The 19,681-nt window shown below is 67.7% G+C and carries 23 protein-coding genes; 14 read left to right on the forward strand and 9 right to left on the reverse strand.

Features of this window, described 5'->3' with window-relative positions:
- The first annotated feature begins 100 nt into the window (after positions 1–100).
- Positions 101–325 (forward strand): hypothetical protein, encoded by a 225-nt coding sequence (locus VGV37_RS23065; RefSeq protein WP_326882124.1) that lies wholly within the window; start codon positions 101–103, stop codon positions 323–325.
- Here the strand turns inward: VGV37_RS23065 and VGV37_RS23070 are convergent.
- The 4 genes from VGV37_RS23070 to VGV37_RS23085 form a co-directional block, all read right to left on the reverse strand.
- Positions 304–1,020, reverse strand: a complete 717-nt coding sequence (locus VGV37_RS23070; protein ID WP_326882125.1) for an ABC transporter ATP-binding protein — start codon at positions 1,018–1,020, stop codon at positions 304–306. The genes VGV37_RS23065 and VGV37_RS23070 overlap by 22 nt on opposite strands.
- Positions 1,017–1,778 (reverse strand): ABC transporter permease, encoded by a 762-nt coding sequence (locus tag VGV37_RS23075; protein WP_326882126.1) that lies wholly within the window; start codon positions 1,776–1,778, stop codon positions 1,017–1,019. The genes VGV37_RS23070 and VGV37_RS23075 overlap by 4 nt, the downstream gene beginning before the upstream one ends.
- A gap of 2 nt (positions 1,779–1,780) precedes the next feature.
- Positions 1,781–2,764, reverse strand: coding sequence for an ABC transporter substrate-binding protein (locus VGV37_RS23080; RefSeq protein WP_326882127.1), 984 nt, complete (start codon positions 2,762–2,764; stop codon positions 1,781–1,783).
- A gap of 64 nt (positions 2,765–2,828) precedes the next feature.
- Positions 2,829–3,329 carry a DUF3280 domain-containing protein gene (locus tag VGV37_RS23085; RefSeq protein ID WP_326882128.1) on the reverse strand — a complete coding sequence of 167 codons (501 nt, stop codon included), beginning with the start codon at positions 3,327–3,329 and terminating at the stop codon, positions 2,829–2,831.
- 185 nt (positions 3,330–3,514) lie between these two features.
- Between VGV37_RS23085 and VGV37_RS23090 the strand changes: the two genes are divergently transcribed.
- From VGV37_RS23090 to VGV37_RS23110, 5 genes are read left to right on the forward strand one after another with little or no spacing between them, the layout of a single operon-like run.
- Positions 3,515–4,720, forward strand: coding sequence for an ABC transporter substrate-binding protein (locus tag VGV37_RS23090; protein ID WP_326882129.1), 1,206 nt, complete (start codon positions 3,515–3,517; stop codon positions 4,718–4,720).
- Positions 4,705–5,697, forward strand: a complete 993-nt coding sequence (locus VGV37_RS23095) for a PQQ-dependent catabolism-associated beta-propeller protein (protein ID WP_326882130.1) — start codon at positions 4,705–4,707, stop codon at positions 5,695–5,697. The genes VGV37_RS23090 and VGV37_RS23095 overlap by 16 nt, the downstream gene beginning before the upstream one ends.
- A 4-nt stretch (positions 5,698–5,701) precedes the next feature.
- On the forward strand, positions 5,702–6,457 hold the full coding sequence (locus tag VGV37_RS23100; protein ID WP_326882131.1) for an ABC transporter ATP-binding protein: 756 nt from the start codon (positions 5,702–5,704) through the stop codon (positions 6,455–6,457).
- Positions 6,454–7,317, forward strand: a complete 864-nt coding sequence (locus VGV37_RS23105) for an ABC transporter permease (RefSeq protein WP_414638077.1) — start codon at positions 6,454–6,456, stop codon at positions 7,315–7,317. The genes VGV37_RS23100 and VGV37_RS23105 overlap by 4 nt, the downstream gene beginning before the upstream one ends.
- A 17-nt stretch (positions 7,318–7,334) precedes the next feature.
- Positions 7,335–7,943 (forward strand): hypothetical protein, encoded by a 609-nt coding sequence (locus VGV37_RS23110; RefSeq protein WP_326882132.1) that lies wholly within the window; start codon positions 7,335–7,337, stop codon positions 7,941–7,943.
- Positions 7,944–8,064: 121 nt separating this feature from the next.
- On the opposite strand, the gene gfa is transcribed toward VGV37_RS23110, so the two are convergent.
- A complete protein-coding gene (gfa, locus tag VGV37_RS23115; protein WP_326882133.1) occupies positions 8,065–8,640 on the reverse strand; it encodes an S-(hydroxymethyl)glutathione synthase in 576 nt (191 codons plus the stop codon).
- Positions 8,641–8,957: 317 nt separating this feature from the next.
- On the opposite strand from gfa, the gene VGV37_RS23120 reads away from it, so the two are divergent.
- Positions 8,958–9,626, forward strand: coding sequence for a response regulator transcription factor (locus VGV37_RS23120; protein WP_326882134.1), 669 nt, complete (start codon positions 8,958–8,960; stop codon positions 9,624–9,626).
- A 9-nt stretch (positions 9,627–9,635) separates the two neighbouring features.
- Here VGV37_RS23120 and VGV37_RS23125 read toward each other — a convergent pair whose 3' ends face one another.
- Together VGV37_RS23125 and nosP are read right to left on the reverse strand one after the other, a co-directional pair.
- Entirely contained in the window at positions 9,636–12,263 is a 2,628-nt protein-coding gene (locus VGV37_RS23125; protein WP_326882135.1) for a NahK/ErcS family hybrid sensor histidine kinase/response regulator, read from the reverse strand.
- A 17-nt stretch (positions 12,264–12,280) separates the two neighbouring features.
- Entirely contained in the window at positions 12,281–13,423 is a 1,143-nt protein-coding gene (gene nosP / locus VGV37_RS23130; protein WP_326882136.1) for a nitric oxide-sensing protein NosP, read from the reverse strand.
- Between the two features lie 308 nt (positions 13,424–13,731).
- Between nosP and pqqA the strand changes: the two genes are divergently transcribed.
- From pqqA to VGV37_RS23160, 7 genes are read left to right on the forward strand one after another with little or no spacing between them, the layout of a single operon-like run.
- Positions 13,732–13,812, forward strand: a complete 81-nt coding sequence (gene pqqA / locus VGV37_RS30370; RefSeq protein WP_189042485.1) for a pyrroloquinoline quinone precursor peptide PqqA — start codon at positions 13,732–13,734, stop codon at positions 13,810–13,812.
- 53 nt (positions 13,813–13,865) lie between these two features.
- Entirely contained in the window at positions 13,866–14,777 is a 912-nt protein-coding gene (gene pqqB / locus VGV37_RS23135; protein WP_326882137.1) for a pyrroloquinoline quinone biosynthesis protein PqqB, read from the forward strand.
- On the forward strand, positions 14,774–15,511 hold the full coding sequence (gene pqqC / locus VGV37_RS23140; protein ID WP_326882138.1) for a pyrroloquinoline-quinone synthase PqqC: 738 nt from the start codon (positions 14,774–14,776) through the stop codon (positions 15,509–15,511). The genes pqqB and pqqC overlap by 4 nt, the downstream gene beginning before the upstream one ends.
- The gene (gene pqqD, locus VGV37_RS23145) at positions 15,508–15,786 is read left to right on the forward strand and encodes a pyrroloquinoline quinone biosynthesis peptide chaperone PqqD (protein WP_326882139.1); all 279 of its coding nucleotides are present in this window, start codon (positions 15,508–15,510) and stop codon (positions 15,784–15,786) included. Before pqqC ends, pqqD begins: the two co-directional genes overlap by 4 nt.
- Positions 15,783–16,889: a pyrroloquinoline quinone biosynthesis protein PqqE gene (pqqE, locus tag VGV37_RS23150; protein WP_326882140.1), complete on the forward strand. Its 1,107-nt coding sequence runs from the start codon at positions 15,783–15,785 to the stop codon at positions 16,887–16,889. Before pqqD ends, pqqE begins: the two co-directional genes overlap by 4 nt.
- Positions 16,886–17,812 (forward strand): quinoprotein relay system zinc metallohydrolase 2, encoded by a 927-nt coding sequence (locus tag VGV37_RS23155; protein WP_326882141.1) that lies wholly within the window; start codon positions 16,886–16,888, stop codon positions 17,810–17,812. Before pqqE ends, VGV37_RS23155 begins: the two co-directional genes overlap by 4 nt.
- 17 nt (positions 17,813–17,829) lie before the next feature.
- Positions 17,830–18,630, forward strand: coding sequence for a quinoprotein dehydrogenase-associated SoxYZ-like carrier (locus tag VGV37_RS23160; protein ID WP_326882142.1), 801 nt, complete (start codon positions 17,830–17,832; stop codon positions 18,628–18,630).
- Here the strand turns inward: VGV37_RS23160 and VGV37_RS23165 are convergent, their stop codons facing one another.
- Positions 18,631–18,993, reverse strand: coding sequence for a hypothetical protein (locus VGV37_RS23165; RefSeq protein ID WP_326882143.1), 363 nt, complete (start codon positions 18,991–18,993; stop codon positions 18,631–18,633).
- On the reverse strand, positions 18,990–19,643 hold the full coding sequence (locus tag VGV37_RS23170; protein WP_326882144.1) for a hypothetical protein: 654 nt from the start codon (positions 19,641–19,643) through the stop codon (positions 18,990–18,992). The genes VGV37_RS23165 and VGV37_RS23170 overlap by 4 nt, the downstream gene beginning before the upstream one ends.
- Positions 19,644–19,681 lie beyond the last annotated feature (38 nt).

Below are 19,681 nucleotides of genomic sequence, written 5' to 3' on the forward strand. Positions count from 1 at the left end.
GCCGTCCAGCGGCGAAAGCACGCGCGGCTTGCGACTTTGGTAGGGTTTGACGGCGCGCCGGACGGGGCACCACTGTGACTGCTTGCCCGACGAGGTGCCGATGAACGAGTTCGTCGCGATCATCCTGATCTGCATGAACGCGGTGGCCGCCGACGATTGCGACGAGCAGACCGCCGCCGACATGATGTCTACCGTGGTCGACAACGAACTCGGCTGCGCCATCGGCTGGCAGGACGTCATCGCCCGCTCGCCGCTCGGCAAGGAGGTCGGTACCTCGGCCTACGTGCGGACGATCTGTCGCCGTCAGCCGCCGCCCAAAAAGTGATCCGCCAGGGCACCCCGGAGCGAATGGGCGAGTTCGACCGCGGCATCGCCGCCCCTGCGTCGCAGCGCCGCTGGCACGGCTATCGTCTGGATGATCCGGGCGGGGCTGGCGGACAGCAGCAGGATACGGTCGGCGAGCGAGGCCGCCTCGACCAGGTCGTGGGTCACGAGCAATGCCGCCATCGGCCTTCGTTGCCAGGCGTCCAGCAAGAGCTGACGTGCCTCGCCCGCCATCGCTTCGTCCAGCGAGACGAAAGGTTCGTCGAGCAGAACCAATTCCGGCTCGACAATGAAGGCCCGAGCGATTGCCAGCCGGCGGGCCATTCCGACCGACAGGGTCGAGGCGAAGGCATCCCGCGCGGGCCAGAGGTCGAGCGCCCGCAGCAGGGTGTCGCCGGCCGCGGGCTCGCTGCCGGCAGGCAGCACCAGGTCGAGGTTCTGCCGCACCGTCCGCCAGGGCAACAGCCGGGGCGCCTGGAACACCGTGCCGAGGTGCTGCCGGCCGGCCGCACCCCAGGACAGGCTGCCCTCGTAGTCGGGATCGAGGCCGCCGACGATGCGCAGGAGCGTGCTCTTGCCGCATCCGGACGGGCCGACGATCGCCAGGATCTCGCGGTCGTCGAGCGTGAAGGCGAGCGGACCCAGCACGTCGCGGCCGGCGAAGCGCTTGCGGCGAACCTCGAGCGACAGGATCATCGGCGCCACCGGTTGGCACGGCGCTCGAGCGGCTGCATGACGCTCCATTCGAAGCCCTGCATGACCAGGATGAAGGCGAGCGTATAGGCCAGCAGCCGGGTCACGTCGAACAGCTGGAAATAGACCTGGATGCGAAAGCCGACGCCATTGCTGCGGCCGAGCAGCTCGACCACCAGCACGATCTTCCAGATCAGCGAAAGCCCGTTGCGCGCGGCCGAAAAGAGATAGGGCGTCAGTTGGGGCAGCACGACATGCCGCAGCCCGCGTCCGCGCGGCACCCGGAAACTCTCGGCCATTTCCAGCAGCTCCCGGTCGACCGCGCGCCGGCCCTCCCGGATCGTGACCGCCGTCGCCGGCAGCTTGTTGAGCGCGACCGCCGCGATGGCCGCGACCTCGTTCAGCCCGAACCAGATGTACAGCAGCACGATCAGGACGACGGCCGGAACGTTGAGCAGGATGGTCAGCCAGCTTTCGAAGAATTGATCGACCCGGCGCCATCGTCCCATGGCGAGGCCGAGCGCGCTGCCCAGCACCATCGACAGCACGAAGGCGGCAGCGACCCGGCCCAAGGTGATCGCGAGATCGAGCGGCAGGGTGCCGGCCACGATCTCCTGTCCCAACGCCCGGAACACGGCGCTGGCCGGCGGCAGCATCCGGCTGTGGAGCAGCCGCGCCGTCCCTTCCCACAGGACCAGCAGCAGCAGCGGCGACAGCGCGCGCAGCCAGCCGATCGATCTCGGGCGGTCGATCGCCGGCACGCTCAGAACGCCGTGCCTGGCCAGAAGGTGCCGGGTGCGATGGATTTGGCCGATCCGACCAGGGCCGGTCCGCCGATGTCGGCCAGGACTTGGAACAGCTGCGCCGCGGCACCCTGCTCCGCTGATCCCCAATGCACGGGAATGCCGCGGCGATACCACGCCTTCAGTCGCTGCAGTTCCGCATCGTCCGCGGCGCCGGTCAGCGGAGCCAGCGTCTGCCATTCCGCATCGTCCGTCGCCAGGATGGCACGCGCCCTGGCGAGGGCTGCCAGAAATCCCCCGAGGGCCGCCCGGTTCAGTTCGGCCCATCTGTCGGAGAAGACATAGCCGACGACCGGGACCGGATTTGCGATGCCCAGCGCGTCGACCGCCGCGTCGATGGCCAGGACCGAGCGCATGCCGGCGGCTTCGGCCTTGGCCGCGAACGGCCAGAAGGTCAACATCGCATCGAGGCGCCCGGCCTTCAGCTGCTCCGCCAGCAGCGGCGGGGCGCCGAAGGTCTTCTCGACGGCCATATCGAGGTCGATCCCGTGTCGCCGTTGGGCATAGGCGCGCAGGATGAGCCAGCTCTTGTCGAGCGGGCTGCCGGCGATGCCCAGTTTGCGCCCGGGCAGATCGGCGACGCTCCGGATCGGCGACGCCGCCGGCGCGACCAGCCCACCGACGGCGTTGGAGAAGGGCACGAAGGTCCAGTCGGCACCGTCGCTGCGCTGGCGGCTGACCCATAGCCAGTCGAGCGCCACCATGTCGACCGCGCCGGCCTGCAGCGCGACCTGGGTCGCCTGGGCCGCGGCGAACTCGACAGGCTGCAGGGCGACGCCCTGGGCCCGGTCGAGCCCGTGCCGGCGGATCACCTCCAATTCCCAGGAGACGGTACCGAAGCGCAACACGCCGATCCGGACCGGTGCGCCCGCCGCCTGGGCGACGCGGAACGCCAGGGGTGCCGAAGCCAGTGCCAGCAGCAGCGCGCGACGGTCGGGCCTCATGACGGATGGTTCCCCTTGATCATTTGCGCCGTTCCGACGATTGCGACGGCCGGGCGCGCCGAAGTCAATCGGCCTTGTCGGCCAGGATCTGGTCTTCCAGCAGAAAGCGCAGGCCGCGCGTCCAGGATTCGTCGGTGTTGCCGCGGATGTCGACGCTGCCCGCCCTGACGCGGGCGCCGGTCGTCGCATCCTCGATCTTCAGGTTGATGTTCAGGATCAGGTTGCTGACCTTCTGGACCCAGGCGACCGCCGCCTGGTGCGCGCCGACCTGCCGGGCCAGCGGCAGCTCGCACCCGTTGCAATTGCGCAGTTCCGGTGCCTTGTCGAGTGCCGCCTGCACCGGCGCCAGATCGACGATCCGATAGCGTCCGGACTGCGCCAGGGCGTCGCGCAATTGCCGGCCCAGCGCGCGGATCCGCTCCAGCTCCTCCGGCGTCGAGGGCGCCAACGAGGTATTGATCAGCTCGATGTCGAAGACCGCGAGCGGGGTCGGCGGCTCGGCCCGGGCGAGGCCGGCCGGCGCGATCGTCGCAGCAAGGCAAAGAAGCACGGCCAGGCGGGTCACGGGACGCCTCCTCGGGAGCTGACGATGTATCAGGATAAGGTCCTGGAAAAATTCACCCATTGGCCAATAGTGCTATGGCTAAGCGCCCGAGGCGGGGTGCACTATCGTGCGTCAGCGACGACGGCTGCGGCCCCGACGGGGCCAGGACCGGGCAAAAGCCCGGCGGCGGCAGGGGAGGGCGATGGATGCGGCTTCGGTTCGACACCCGGATGGCGGCCTTTGCCGTTTCCGGACTGGCTTGCCTGGCCGCGGCGCAGGCCCAGACGCCCGCGCCGGCCGAGGTCGATTTCGCGTATCTCGCCCTGGCGGTGCAGCGGACCATTCCGCTCAGCTATCTCGACCAGCCGCCGGCGGACGAGGGTATCCAGGGTGCCCGGCTGGGTCTGGCCGACGACGAGACGACCGGCCGCTTCATCCATCAGACCTACCGCCTGGCCGAGGCGATCGAGCCCGACGAGGTATCGGTGCTGGCGTCCTTCAGGAAGTTCGCGGCCGCCGGGCAGCGGCTCTTCGTCACCGATCTGCCGGCAGCCCTGCTGCTCCAGATCGCCGATCTGCCCGAGGCGAAGGACGCGATCCTGCTGGACGCGACTGCCGAGGACGACATGTTGCGGGCCGACGGATGCCGCCCGAACGTGCTGCACCTGTTGCCCAGCCGCGCGATGCTGGCGGATGCGCTGATGCAGTATCTGGCCGTCAAGAAATGGCGGAACATCCTGCTGGTCAGCGGACCGGAGGCCGGCGACAAGGCCTATGCCGATGCGCTGCGCCATGCGGCCGCGAAGTTCCAGATCCACATCGTCCAGGACAAGCCTTGGACCTACGATCCGGGCGCCCGGCGCACGGATACCGGCCATTACGCGATCGAGGCCGAAGTCGCGCGCTTTACCCAGGGCATCGGTTACGACGTGCTGGTCGTGGCCGACGAAGGCGACAATTTCGGCGATGACCTCGCCTACCGCGCGACCGATCCCCGGCCGGTCGCCGGCACCCAGGGACTGGTGCCGAGCGCCTGGGCCCGGCCTTTCGAGCAATGGGGCGGGACCCAGCTGCAGAGCCGCTTTCTGAGGCAGGCCGGGCGCTGGATGACCGACCGCGACTATGGCGCGTGGATGGCGGTGCGCGCGCTGGGCGAGGCGGCCGCCCGCGGCGCCGGCCCCGATGCCAAGCAGATCGGCACGTTCCTGCGCAGTCCGGATTTCGAGCTGGCCGCGTTCAAGGGCGCCCGCCTCACCTTCCGGGCATGGGACGGGCAATTGCGCCAGCCGGTGCTGCTGGCCGATGCCCGCTCCCTGGTCTCGGTCTCGCCGCAGCCGGGCTTCCTCCATCAATTTTCCGAGCTCGATACGCTCGGCACCGACCAGCCGGAGACGTCATGTCATCTGAACTGAATGACGGAAAATCATTGCCGCTCGCCGCCCTGCTGCTGATCGCGGGGCTCGTCGCCGCCGGTCCGGCGTGGGCCGAGCGGCTGCTGGTCTCGAACGAGAAGGACAACACCATCACGGTGATCGACGGCAAGTCGCTGGCCGTGATCAAGACCGTGAAAGTCGGTGCGCGCCCGCGCGGCATCATCCTGTCGAAGGACGGCAAGAGCCTCTACATCTGCACGAGCGATGCCGATCACATCGAGGAACTGGACCTCGCGAGCCTGACCGTGTCGCGCACCTTGCCGAGCGGCCCGGACCCGGAAACCTTCACCATCAGCCCGGATGGCAAGCAGCTCTACGTGTCGAACGAGAACGACAACATGGTCTCGGTCGTCGACGTGGCCGAGGCCCGGATCACCACTGAGATCGCGGTCGGCGTGGAGCCGGAGGGCATGGGCATCAGCCCGGACGGCAAGACCCTGGTCAATACCTCCGAGACGACCAGCATGGCCCATTTCATCGATACGCAGAGTCACGAGGTGATCGCGAACGTGCTGGTCGACAGCCGGCCGCGCGTCGCGCAATGGACCGCCGACGCGGCCCAGGTCTGGGTCTCGTCCGAGGTCGGCGGCTCCGTCTCGGTGATCGATGCCGCCACGCACAAGGTCATCAAGAAGATCCGCTTCACCATACCCGGGGTCGCGACGGAATCGATCCAGCCGGTCGGCGTGGCACTGACCAAAGACCGCAAGACGGCCTTCGTGGCGCTGGGGCCGGCCAATCGGGTCGCCGTCGTCGATGCCCAGACGTTCGAGGTCAGGAAATACCTGCTGGTGGGCCAACGGGTCTGGCAACTCGCCTTCTCGCCCGACGAACAGCGGCTCTATACGACGAACGGCGTCAGCAACGACATGTCGGTCATCGACGTCCCGGCGCTCAAGGTCACGAAATCTGTGCCGGTCGGCCGGCTGCCCTGGGGCGTGGTGGTGGCGCCGTGATCGCATGACCTTCATCCCGTCCGAGCCGGCGCTGTCGGTCGCCGATGTCAGCCACGCCTTCGGCGCCCGCCGGGCGCTCGACCAGGTGGGATTCGCGCTCCGGCCCGGCGATTTCACCGTGTTGCTCGGTCTGAACGGCGCCGGAAAGACCACGCTCTTCTCGCTGATCACCGGCCTTTATCATTGTGGGCGGGGCCGGATCTCGGTCTTCGGCCACGACATCAGCCGCGAGCCGTCGCCGGCGCTCGCCCGTATCGGCGTGGTGTTCCAGCAATCGACGCTCGACCTGGATCTGACGGTCGAGCAGAACCTGTTCTACCATGCCTCGCTGCATGGCATGGCGCGGTCGGCGGCGGCGGCGCGCATCGCGGTCGAGCTCGAACGGGTCGGTCTCGGCGCGCGCCGCCGCGACCGGGCGCGGCAATTGTCCGGCGGCCAGCGGCGGCGCGTCGAACTCGCACGCGCGCTCATCCATGACCCGACCCTGCTGCTGCTCGACGAGCCGACCGTCGGGCTCGACATGGAAAGTCGCGCGTTTCTGCTGGCCCATGTGCGCCGCCTCTGCACCGAACAGCGGCTGGCGGTGCTGTGGGCGACCCACCTGATCGACGAGGCGGGGCCCGATGCCTGCGCCATCGTGCTCCACGGCGGCCGGGTGCTGGCCGACGGCCCGGTTCCGTCGATCATCCGCGACGCGGGCGGCACGACGCTGAAGGCCGCGTTCGACCAGCTGGTCGCCGGCACGGGTGTGCGGGCATGAGCGGGGCACCCCCCTCGATCGGCGAAGCGGCCGAGGGCGACCGGGTCCGCGGACTGAGGCCGATGCAGTACGCCCGATGTCTCGGCGGCATCGTCCGGCGCGAGGCGCTGCGCTGGATCCATCAGCGCAGCCGCTTCGTCTCTGCCCTGGTCCGACCGCTGGTCTGGCTGGCGATCTTCGCCGCCGGCTTCCGCTTCGTGTTGGGCGTCTCGATCATTCCGCCCTACGAGACCTACATCCCCTACGAGGTCTATATCGCGCCCGGCCTGGTCGCGATGATCCTGCTGTTCCAGGGCATGCAGAGTTCGCTCTCCATGGTCTACGACCGCGAGATGGGCAGCATGCGGCTCCTGATGGTCAGCCCGCTGCCGCGCTGGTTCCTGCTGACCGCCAAACTGATCGCCGGCGTCATCGTGTCGATCGTGCAGGCTTATATCTTCCTGGCCATCGCCTGGTTCTGGGAGATCGAGCCGCCGCTCTGGGGTTATCTCAGCGTCCTGCCGGCCTTGGCGCTGGCCGGTCTCATGCTGGGGGCGCTGGGCCTCGTGCTGTCGTCGTTCATCCGGCAGCTGGAGAATTTCGCCGGCGTCATGAATTTTGTGATCTTTCCGATGTTCTTCGCCTCCTCGGCGCTCTATCCGCTGTGGCATGTCAAGGAAGCGAGCCTGACGCTGTATTGGATATGCGAGGCCAATCCGTTCAGCCATGCGACCGAACTGATCCGCTTCGCGCTCTATGGCCAGGTCGACTGGCTGTCGGCGGGGGTGGTGACGGCGTTCCTGCTGATGTTCATGGTGCTGGCCGTCTATGGCTACGATCCGGGCCGCGGGCTGATCGCGCGGCGGGGCGGGCCGGAATGACATTCGGAGGAAAGACGATGCGGCGTTCCGTTCCGGTGATCCTGGCGCTGCTCCTGGCCGGCGTCGGGCCGGCCGGGGCGGCGGTGCCGGGCCAGAATCCCGATTGGCCATGCCAGCAGCGCTTCGTGCCGACGCTCACGGCCGGGACGTTCTGGAACGGGGCGCTGCCGAACGGCCCGGACTGGCGCGCCAATCCGCGGCTTGCCGCACTGGTCGCCGGGACGGCACCCCGAGAGATTCCCCGCGACGAGGCCCGCGCCAAGCTCGCGGCCTTCGTCAAGCGGCTGAAGCCGGCGGAACGGCGCACCCTGCCGCCGCTGCTGTTCATCGGCATCGTCGACGAGACGAACCGGCAGCGCGGCGCGATCATCGACAGCATCGAGGATCTGACCCGGCGCCAGCGCGACCTGGGCGACCTCGTGGCGAAGATCTCGGCCGAATTGCAGGCGATTGCGCCTGACGTCCAGGGCGAGGCGGCCGGACGCCGTGCCGAGATCGTCCAGCGCCGCGATTTCGTGATCCGCAGCTTCGAGGAAACCCAGCGCACCATGCGCTATGCGTGCGAGGTTCCGGTCGAACTCGAAGCGCGGCTCGGCGATGACGCCAAGGCGCTGCAGGCGCCCTGATCGCGAGCACAAAAAAAGCCTCCGGCCAGCGTCGGCCGGAGGCGAATTGGGGTCTGGCACCGGGATGCGTGCGCCCCACGCGATGCCGGGCATGGGGAAGAGGCGCCCGGCAAGGAGAAAATCAGGCCTTCAGCGCACCGGACGCTTTCGCGATGTGGGTGGCGATGTGGTCCATCAAGGGCGGCGACAGGCAGTCGTACGGCTCGAGGCCGAGCTCCTTCAGCCGGGAACGCACGGCTCCCTGGTTGGCAGGATTGGCGCCGGCCTCGATGATCGACGATACGAAGGCAGCGAACTCGGGCGCCGACCAGCCACTCTGGCGCGACAGTTCGGTGTGGATGAAATCGAGTCCATAGAACGGATGGTTCTTGTTTTCGATGCGCCCATACATATGGACCCCGCATCCCTTGCAGGCATGCCGCTGAATGGCGGCCGCGGCATCGACGATGGCGAGCTTGTCGGCGTTTTCGGTGACGGTCACGTTGTCGCGCGGCACCACCGCGATCATCGAGAACAGGGAACCGGCCGGCTTCCAGCACTTGGTGCAGCCGCAGACGTGATTGTGGGCGCTTTGTCCCTTGACTGTCACGACGACGGGATTCTGGGCACATTTGCAGACGAGAGTCCCGCCAGCGAAGCCCTCGGTGCCCGGCTTCACGCCGTGATCGACGGACGGGTGGATCGTGGTCGCGCTCATCCCAAGTCTCCTCCAGACTGAATTCTTGTTTTTCGGTCGGCCGGGCCGGACTTCTGGATCCCGGCTGCGGCCATACTTCGGAATTTCTCGGCAATCCTGGACGACCGACCGGAAGCCGGCGGTCGGTCGACGCCGTCATCGGGCCGGGGTCCGCCGTATGCCGAGGCCATCTTCAACGGGGCAGGGATCGGCGCCAATAGTACTTAGGAACGAGGCCGGACCATCGATGACACGGATCGGCCGCGTCTTCGCCGTTGGTAATCCCCTGCAATCTCGGCTAGAGTCGGGTCCTGGGAGCAAGGCCCGAGAGGCCAGTAATGAAGAAGATCGTGATTGCCGACGACCACCCCATGATCCGGGGTGCTTTGGCGCTTTCTCTCGCCGCGACGACCGCCTTCGGCAAGATCGAGGTCCTGGAGACCTCGACCCTCGCCGAGCTGTTGGCGTATCTGAACGACAGTGGCGAGGCCGACCTCGTGCTGCTGGATCTCCGCATGCCCGGGGTCAACGGCTTCGAGGGACTGCTGACCCTGCGGGCGCGGTTTCCCAGCACGCCGGTGGTCATCATTTCCGCGCTGGAAGACCCCCAGCTCGTCGCCGAAGCGCTGGCGCTCGGTGCCGCCGGTTTCATTCCGAAATCGACGCCACGCCACGAGATCGTGCGCGCCCTCAACCTGGTCGCGGCCGGCGAGGTCTATGCGCCGCCCCATCTCGACTGCCCGCTGACGTCGGAGGCAGGCCGGGTCGATGCCGAGCTGGCACAGCGCCTGACCTCGCTCACCCCCCAGCAGCGCCGGGTGCTGCAACTGCTGGGCACCGGCAAGCTCAACAAGGAAATCGCCTACGACCTCGCCATCGCGGAAACGACGGTCAAGGCCCATGTCTCCAGCATCCTGCACAAGCTGAACGTCTATAGCCGGACCCAGGCCGTGGTGATGGCCGGACGGCTGCACCTCAGCAGCTTCGCCGACATCGCCGAGGTCTAGCGCTACTGCCTAGGCCAGCAGCTGGCTCAGCAGGGCGCGGAGCTGCGCCGGGTTCAACGGCTTGCGCAGCAGCCGCAGGCCGTGCTGCTGAACCACGGCCTGGACCGCGGGCGTGTTGTTGGCCGTGATGATGATGCCCGGCACTGAGGTGCCGAGCGTTTGTCGGATGCGAATGATCTCGGCCGCGCCCGTCGCCCCGTCGCCCAGGTGATAGTCGGCGATCACGAGATCCGGCGGGCGCGTCAGCCCGGCCAATTGCGCCAGCGCCTCTTCGCCCGAGGCGGCGACCACGGCGGTACAGCCCCAGCCCTCCAGCATTGCCTGCATGCCGGCCAGGATGCTGCGTTGATCGTCGATCACCAGCAGCAACGGATCGGCAAACCGGCCCGGCGGCCGCCGGGTCGCCGAGCGGTGGACGGTCGCCGGCTGCTTGTGGCCGATCGGGACCGTCACGGAAAAGACGGAGCCTCTGCCGACCAGAGAACGCACCTCGATGGGCAGGTCGAGCGTCTTTGCCGCGCGCTTGACGATCGCCAGTCCCAGGCCGATGCCGCGATCATGCCCGCCGGCGGTGTCGAGCTGACGGAATTCCTCGAAGATCTCGTCGAACTTGTCGGCCGGGATGCCGGCGCCGGTGTCCCAGACCTCGATCCTGAGGCCCGTGCTGCACCGCCGGCAACCGAGGACGATGCGGCCCTTGCGCGTGTAGCGGATCGCGTTCGACAGGAAGTTCTGGATGATGCTGCGCAGCAGGCGGACGTCGCTGCGCACGACCGCCCGCGAGGACACGTGGCGCAGCGCCAAGCCGCGATCCTCGGCCAGCGCACGGTGCTCCGTCGCCAGGGGGCCCAGCAGGCTCGTGATCGGAAAGTCGACGAGTTCGGGCTGGACCGCGCCGGCATCGAGCTTGGAGATGTCGAGCAGTGCCGCCAGCAGGTCCTCGACCGCGCTCAGCGAGATTTCGACATTGTTGATCAGCCCGCGATTGGGCTTGGAATGGTCGAGGTCGGCCAGCGCCGACACGAACAGCCGCGCGGCGTTGAGCGGCTGCAGCAGGTCGTGGCTCGCGGCCGCGAGGAAGCGCGTCTTGCCCAGGTTGGCCTGTTCCGCCTCGCTCTTGGCGATCTGCAGCGCCTTCTCGATCTCCCGCCGGTCGGCGATCTCGTGCTTCAGCTGGGCGTTGAGGCGCGTGAGGGCCGCGGTCCGCTCGACCACGCGCCGCTCCAGCGTCTCGTTCGCTTCCTTGACCGCCGCGTCGGCTTGGCGCCGTTCCGTGATGTCCTGCATCAGGGTGAAGAAGCCCAGGCTCTGCCGCTCGTCGCCCAGGTGGGGCACGAAGCTCACGTGGCCGTAGCGCGGCTCGCGCGTGCCGGACGGCGTCAGTTCGACCTCGAAATCGACCACTTCGCCGGCAAGCGCGCGATCGACGAAATCCTTGCGCCGGTCATACAGTTCCGCCGTCACCAGATCACCCATCTTGCGGCCCAGGATCTGATCGACCGGTCGGTCGAGCCACTGCCGGTAGGGCTCGTTGACGAACTGGTAGCGCTCTTCGGCGTCGACATAGGCGATCAGCGCCGGCATCGCATCGGTGACCAGGCGAATCCGGCGCTCTCCATCCCGCAGCGCCTCCTCGGTGCGCTTGCGGCGGGTGATGTCGGTAAAGGTCAGGACGAAGCCGCCGTCGGGCATGGGGTTGCGGTCGATGTAGAGGATCCGGCCGCTGTGCCACGCCTGCTCGAAGCTGAGCGGTACGGCACCTTCCTCGGGATTGAGGAACCTCTGCTGGCCGATGCCCAGTTTGCCCAGCGACCGGTTGAAGACGCGCAGGTCGTCGAACCGTGCGCCATCGGCCACGCAGGCCGGTGTCAGATCCAGCAGGCGGACGAATTCATTGTTCCAGGCGACCAGCGCCAAATGCCGGTCATAGACCGCGACGCCCTGGAATATGTTGTCGAGCGTCGCCTGCAGCAGGTTGGTCTTCTGGGCCAGTTCGGCCTCGCGCTGCTGGGTTTCGGCGCGCTTCAGGTTCGTGATGTCGGTGTAGATGCCGACGATGCCGCCGTCCCGGGTCCGCTTCTCGTTGACCTGCATCCAGCGCCCGTCGCCGAGCGCATGGACCGATGGGCCGTGGCTGTCGGCATGCTGCTGCATCCGCCGATCGATCCAACCTTCCGGGTCGCGGTAGGCGTCGAGCACGCATTTATGATCGATTGCCAGGTGCACGATGTCGGTGAACAGCATGCCGGTATGGATGCGGTCGGCCATGCCCGGCCAGAAGGTCAGATAGCGCTGGTTGAACAGGACCAGCCGATCTGCGGCATCGAACAGGGCGAAGCCTTCGCTGATCGATTCGATCGCGGCCAGCAGGCGCAGCCGCGCGGTCTCGGCCTGCTCCTGGGCGCGAGCGGCATGATGATAGGACTGCTCCAGATCTGCCAGAGTCCGTTCCAGCGCGAGGGTGCGCGCGCGGATCTGGGCTTCGAGCACGATCGCGGTCTGGAACAGCGAGAAGGCCGAGCCCTGGCCGTCCATGCTGCGCTCGACCCGGTCGATCAGCACCTGGTTGATGCGTTCGAGCTTGGCGACCTTTCGTTCCAACTCGGCGATCTGCCGGGCCTCGTCGCTCGGCGTCATGTCCCGTTCGAGCACGCTCAAGGCGCACCGATGATGACGCCGGTGAAGGTCTGGTTCACATGCATCGACATGTATTGCTCGCCATAGGTGCAGAACCCGACCACGTGCTGCTCGACGAACAGGTCGGAGACGGCGGATTTCAGCCGGCGCTCCTCGATCTCCAGATTGCGCAGTACGCAGTCGCAACCGATGATCAGATCCGGAGGCCCGACGTCGCGCTGCAGGCGGCGGAACAGGGACTTCAGATCCTCCAGCAGATCGACGCCCTTCGCCACCGTCAGCACGATGCCCTCGTCGATCGCGCACAGGAACGTCAGGCTGTTGTCCGGATTGACTTTTTGAATGGCGCGGACGTGGTACTGGCCGCCGACGCGGACCATGACCGGGTGGGCTGCGAAGATCTTGGGCGACAGCGGCTTGCCGGCGAGGCCGACCAGCCGGGCATATTCCATGGCCGCCGGCTCGGCGTTGATTTCATAGACGCGGCGCTGCTCCAGATCGGCGCCGGTCACAACCATCTTGCAATCGGTCGGCACGAAATGCTCGGTCTTGAACACGGAAAAGCGCCGCCGCGTCGTGATCAGCAGCAGCACGGCGGCATCGTCCACGAACCGCCCGTCGCAGAACACGTAGCTGCGGCCGAAATTCATACCATCGCCGGCCGACCCCCCGACCAGGGGTGTGCCGTTCAGCGTGTTGCCGATGGCGCTGACCAGTTGCTCCTCGCGGACCGACATGCCGTCGACCAGCAGCAGGGCGAAGCCGTCGCTCGGCCCCAGCGATCCGCTTTCGGCCGATTCGGCCCGTGCCGCCATGGCGAGCCGCGTCTGCTCGATAGTGGTCGCGATCTTGAAATCCTTGAGGTCCTGGAACAGGGTCGGGGCCACGGCGAAATCGCTGGCCGGAAAACCGATGCCGCTCAGCCCGCCGCTGATGTAGCCGAACGGGGTGATCTCGCCGGCCGTGGTGCAGCCGAAGACGCGGGTGTCACCGAAATGATGCCGGATCGCGGCGGCGACTTCCGACAGGTCGTATTGCGGCGAGCAGAAGACCAGCGCGAACGCCAGGTCGGGGCCGCCGATCTGCCGGTGAAGTTCGCCCACCGCCGACCAGGGTTCGGCGGCATCGGAGCCGCCTCTGCGCAGCTGAGTTGTCGGCATCGGTCGTTCCACCTCCGCTGACCGATCAGACGTCCTTGCCGGCCGGATGGCAAGCCGCCAGACGGCGGCAACGGCAGGAGAACGTTCCGTACGACGGCCGCGTGCATCTTTCCACGATGCCCGTGATCCAGCATTCTAAGGGCAGGCTCCGGCGACAATGCTTCTTTAGTCGTATTGCGCGGGGTGGCGAACGGCAGTCTGAATATCGTGCCCTCGTGTAGAACAGAGGGGCATCGACGCGCGCACCGTTCAAAATGTGGGTCGCGCCTCGCAAAGATCCCGAGACCTGAGCGAACGGAGGAAACGAGATGACCTGGAAGACCCCGACCATCGTCGAGATCGCCCTTGGTGCCGAGATCAACTGCTACGCCTGCGCCGAGCTGAAATAGCGCACGAAGCCGGGGTACGGCGGCGCCAAGCCGCCGGCCTTCGGAACAGCGCGATGTTCGCGATCGTCCTCGGTGCGGCGGCCGGCGGCGGCTTTCCGCAATGGAACTCCCATGCCCCGGCGTGTCGGCGTGCGCGAAGCGGCGACCGGATGGCGCGACCGCGGACCCAGGCCTCGATCGCCGTGAGCCTGGACGGACGGTCGTGGCTGTTACTCAACGCCTCGCCCGACCTGCGGCAGCAGATCGAGGCGAACCCTTGCCTGCATCCGCGCGACGGCCTGCGGTCGTCCCCGATCGTGGGCGTGGCGCTGACCGGCGGCGACGTGGATGCCATCGCCGGCCTGCTGACCCTGCGCGAGCGCCAGCCTTTCACGGTCTACGGCACGCGGCGGGTCCATGACGTGCTCGACGCCAATCCGATCTTCGAGGTGCTGGCGCGCGACCTGGTCGTGCGCAGGCCCGTGGTCCTGGACGAACCTGTGGTCGTGGCCGAGGCGGCGGGACGACGCTTGACGCTCGAATTCTTCTCGGTGCCCGGCAAGGTACCGCTCTATCTGGAACAGGCCGGCAGCGTTCCGCCGATCGTCGAAGGCGAGACCGTCGGCATCGCCGTCGCCGACGGGCGGCACCGTCTGTTCTTCATCCCGGGCTGCGCCGCCATGACCGAGGCGCTCTGCCGGCGGCTGTCGGGCGCCGATCTCGTCTTCTTCGACGGCACGCTCTGGACCGACGACGAGATGATCCGCGCCGGCCTCGGCGCCAAGACGGGCGCACGGATGGGACATATGAGCATCGATGGTCCAGCCGGCACGATCGCCGCGTTCCGCTCGCTCGACATCGGGCGCAAGATCCTGATCCATATCAATAATTCCAATCCGGTTCTGCTGGATGATTCGCCCGAGCGGGCGCTCGCCGAGGCTGCGGGATGGGACGTCGCCCATGACGGAATGGAGGTGACGCTATGACCGGTCCGCTGTCGCCCGACGCGCTCGAGGACGCCCTGAAGACGATCGGGGCGGAGCGATATCACAACCTGCATCCGTTCCATCGCCGGCTGCATGGCGGCACGCTCGACCGGGGTCAGGTCCAGGCCTGGGCGCTCAACCGCTATTATTACCAGAGCCGGATCCCGATGAAGGACGCGAGCCTGCTGGCCCGCCTGCCGACCGCCGACCTGCGCCGGACCTGGCGCAGCCGGCTCGAGGATCATGACGGCACCGAGCCCGGTACCGGCGGCATCGCGCGATGGCTGAAGCTGGCCGAGGGGGTGGGGCTCGACCCGGCCTACGTGGTCTCGACCGCGGGCCTGCTGGCCGGCACGCGTTTCGCGGTCGATGCCTATGTCAGCTTCGTGCGCGACCGCAGCATTCTCGAAGCCATTGCCTCGTCGTTGACCGAGCTGTTCTCGCCGACCATCATCGCCGAACGGGTGTCCGGCATGCTGGCGCATTATTCCTTCGTCACGCGCGACACGCTCGCCTATTTCACGCCGCGACTGACCCAGGCGCCGCGCGACTCCGATTTCGCTCTCGCCTATGTGCGCGAACATGCGGTGACCGTCGAACAGCAGCAGGCGGTGCTGGCCGCGTTGCGTTTCAAGTGCGACGTGCTGTGGTCGCAGCTGGATGCGCTGCATTTCGCCTATGTCGAGCCGGGCTTCATCCCGCCGGGCGCCTTCGTGCCGGACGATCGGCGATGAGCGGGGGCGACGACGAGACCGTGCCGGCGCTGGCGCGCGGGGTGAAATTCCGCTTCGACGAAGTGCGACAGGCCTGGGTGCTGCTGGCGCCGGAACGGCTGTTCGTGCCGGACGAGCAGGCCGTCGAGATCCTGAAGCTGGTCGATGGCATCCGCAGCCTGGGTGCCATCGTCGATGAACTGACCGGCCGGTTCAAGGCGCCGCGCGACTTGATTGCGCGCGATGTCGCCACCATGCTGGGCGACCTTGCGGACAAGGGAGCGGTCAAGCTATGAGCGCGCCAGCACCTCCGATGGGCCTGCTGGCCGAACTGACCCATCGCTGCCCGCTGCAATGCCCCTATTGCTCGAACCCGCTCGAGCTGGAGCGGGCGGCGGGCGAACTCGATACGGCGACCTGGCTGCGCGTGCTGGACGAGGCCGCCGGCCTGGGCGTGCTGCAGGTGCATTTCTCCGGCGGGGAGCCGACGGCCCGGCGCGACCTGCCGGCGCTGGTGCGGCGGGCGGCCGAACGACAGCTCTACAGCAACCTCATCACCTCGGGCGTGCTGCTCGACGAGCGCCTGCTGGCCGATCTCGTCGAAGCCGGGCTCGATCATGTCCAGCTGAGCTTCCAGGACGTGGACACGGCCAATGCCGAGCGGATCGGCGGCATGGTTGGCGCCCAGGCCAAGAAGCGGGCGGCGGCGGCCCTGATCCAGCAGGCGGCCTTGCCGCTGACGCTGAATTTCGTCATCCATCGGCAGAATGCAGACCATCTGCCGGCGATGATCGCGCTCGGTGCCGAACTGGGCGCCGAACGGATCGAGGTCGCGCACGTACAGTATTACGGCTGGGGCCTGGTCAATCGCGATGTGCTGCTGCCGAGCCGCGACCAGCTCGAGGCGGCGACGGCCGAGGTCGAGGCTGCGCGCGTGCGCTTCAAGGGCCGTATGGTCATCGACTACGTCACCCCCGACTATTATGCACAGCGCCCCAAGGCCTGCATGGGCGGCTGGGGTCGGCGCTTCATCAACGTGACCCCCGCCGGCAAGGTCCTGCCCTGCCATGCGGCGGAGACGTTGCCCGGACTGACGTTTCCCTCGGTCCATGACGAGAGCCTGGCCGCGATCTGGCAGTCGTCGCCGGCGTTCGAGCACTATCGCGGCACCGATTGGATGGCCGAGCCGTGCCGTAGTTGCGATCGGCGCGAGATCGACTGGGGCGGTTGCCGTTGCCAGGCGCTGGCGTTAACCGGCGATGCCGGCAACACCGATCCGGCCTGCGCACTCTCGCCCCATCACCAGACCATGCAAGCGGCGATCGCCGCGGCCGACCACGCCACCGACGCGGGTTTCGTCTATCGTCGGATCGGCGCGTCACGGCCGGTCGAGGCATGAGCCGGCGCCGCCTGGCCGCCGCCGTCGCCGGCGTCTGGCTGGTCGCCGGCTCCGTGGCGCTCGCCGCACCGCTGCCGTTCCCGGTCACCGAAGTGGCGTCCGGCATCTTCGTGCGCCAGGGGGTGCACCAGGACGCGACGGCGGAAAACGACGACGCCATCGCGAACATCGGTTTCATCGTCGGGCTGGATGCGGTCGCGGTCGTGGATCCCGGCGGCAGCCTCGACGACGGCGAGCGGCTGCGCGCGACGGTACAGGCCAAGACCGACCGGCCGATCCGCTATGTCGTGATGACCCACGCCCATCCCGACCATATCTTCGGCGGCATCGCCTTCATGGCCGACCACCCCGTCTTCGTCGGCCATGCCCGGCTGGCCGGCGTGCTGATCGATCGGGGCGAGTATTACCGAAAGCGGCTGGTCGATCTCCTGGGGCGCGATCGGGCCGGCGACTACGAGATGCCGACCCTGCTGGTGACCGACACGGCCGCGCTCGATCTGGGCGGGCGCGTCCTCGAATTGCAGGCCCATGGGGCGGCCCATACCGACAATGATCTGACCATCCTCGATCGCCAGACCGGGACGCTGTGGGCGGCGGACCTGCTGTTCGTCGACCGTGTCCCGGCGATCGACGGCAGCCTGGCCGGATGGCTGAAGGAATTGGCTGCGCTGAAGGCGCTGCCGGCGACCCGCGCCGTGCCGGGCCATGGGCCGCCGGTCGTGCCCTGGCCCGCCGGTGCGGCGGACGAGGAGCGCTATCTCACCGTGCTCGCCACCGAAATCCGCGCGCTCCTCGCCAAGGGCGGCGACATCGAAACCGCCGTCGAGCAGGTCGGCCTCGGCGAACGGGGCAAATGGCAGCTGTTCGACGAATACAACGGGCGGAACGTGACGGCCGCGTTCAAGGAGCTCGAATGGGACTAGGCCGGGAGGGTCCTGTGATGAGACGCATCCTGTTGATCGCCGTCCTGATGCTGGGATCGGCCGGCGCCGCGCGGGCCGAAGAAAGCGACGCGGATCGCCAGGCGCGCTGGCAGGACCTACGCCATGCGGTGTTCGGCGATCGCACGGTCGAGGACGGCCGCGGCATCATCACGCTCGAGGCACCGCCGCGTGCACTCGATGCGGCGCTGGTGCCGATCACCATCGATCTGCCCGGCCCGGCCAAGGTGACGGCGGTCTATCTGATGATCGACGAGAATCCGTCGCCGCTGGCGGGCACCTTCCATTTCGGCCCGGCAGCCGACACGCGTGAACTGCGCACCCGGGTCCGGGTCGATGCCTACACGCTGATGCATGCCGTGGCCGAGACCGAGGATGGCCGGCTGTTCGGGGCCGAGAAATTCGTCAAGGCGGCGGGCGGCTGTTCGGCCCCCTCGACCAAGGACCAGAAGCTGGCGCTGGAACGGCTCGGCCAGATGCGGCTGAAGCCGGTCGGCGAGGCGTCGGCGGCCAAGGGCGACGACGCGGTGCAGCTGTTGATCAGCCACCCCAATTTCAACGGCATGCAGATGGATCAGCTGACCCGCAACTACACGCCGGCGCGCTTCATCCAGGACGTGAAGGTCACGCGCGGCGATGCGCTGGTGTTCGACCTGGAGGCGGATATCTCGCTCAGCGAGGACCCGGCGATCACCTTCGGCGTGGCGGACAAGGCGTCGGCGCCGATCACGGTGGAGGTCCACGACAGCGCCAACGCCACCTTCAAGCAGAGCTTCGATCTGCCGAAGCGGGGAACCTGATCATTTGCAGCGCAGGTTGACCTCGGCCTGGGCGCGCCGCAGCTTTTCGGTCTCGTCCTTGGCGATCGGCGTGTCGCGGAACAGGGCGCCGCGTTCGCCCAGCCCACCCTGTTGCAGGCGCAGGATCGTGTCGGCCTTTTCATAGTCGTCGTAGGGCATCAGGTCCGCGATCGTGTCGATGCCGCAAGCACATTTGTCGAGCAACTCGCGCTTGAAGCCGTTGGCGGCGAGGCAACCGATGACATAGTCGGCCCGGGCGGCGGTCGGATAGTCGTGCTTGGGATGATGCGGCGCCTGGGCTCGTGCCGGCAGGGCGAAGGCGAGGGCGGCGGCGAGGCAGAGGTACAGGGCGGCCCGGGTCATGGCTTCTCTCCGACGAAGGTGACGCGCTCGGCCCAGGCCGGGGCGCCGGCGGCCGGATCGGTCGGCACCTCGGTGGAGAGTTCGGCCAATTGCCCCGGCACCTGGTCGGACAGGATGAAATCGTAGGTCTTGCCCTGGACGGTCGGCAACTGGTCGAAACGATGGTCTTCGGCGAAGGGCTTCAAGGTCACGCGACGGGCCGAAACGCTCCTGCCGCCGAATTGGATGGAGGTGTCCGACATCTGGGCCTGGTCGATGAAGGCGGTGCGGATGCGGTTGCGGAAATAGGCGGCGGCGACGCCGACCTGGTCCTTCATTTCCTGGACGTCGTGTTCCAGGAACACCATGACGAGGGGATTGCCGGAGAAATCGTCGACCGCCGGAAAGAAGGCATGATGGGCACCGCTCAGGAACTCGAAGCTGACGTATTTCGTCCCGTTGGGATGGATCTGGTCGATATGGAGCGCGATCTGGTCGGAATAGGCCGCGGGCCCGGTCTGTTCGAAACGATAATCTAGCGTCTCGGGGTGGGCGATGTTGCTGAGGTGCGGCGTCTCGAACAAGGCGGTCTGGGCCGGGCTCAGCGGCGGTGCCGCCTCGGGGGGGGCGGCGCCGGCCTGAGACGGAGCGAGGAGCAGCGCGCCGGCCATCAGGGCGGCCAGCGCGGGCCAGGCGGATCGATGAGGGA

Source organism: Aliidongia sp. (genome assembly GCF_035943795.1).
Lineage (GTDB): Bacteria > Pseudomonadota > Alphaproteobacteria > ATCC43930 > CGMCC-115725 > Aliidongia.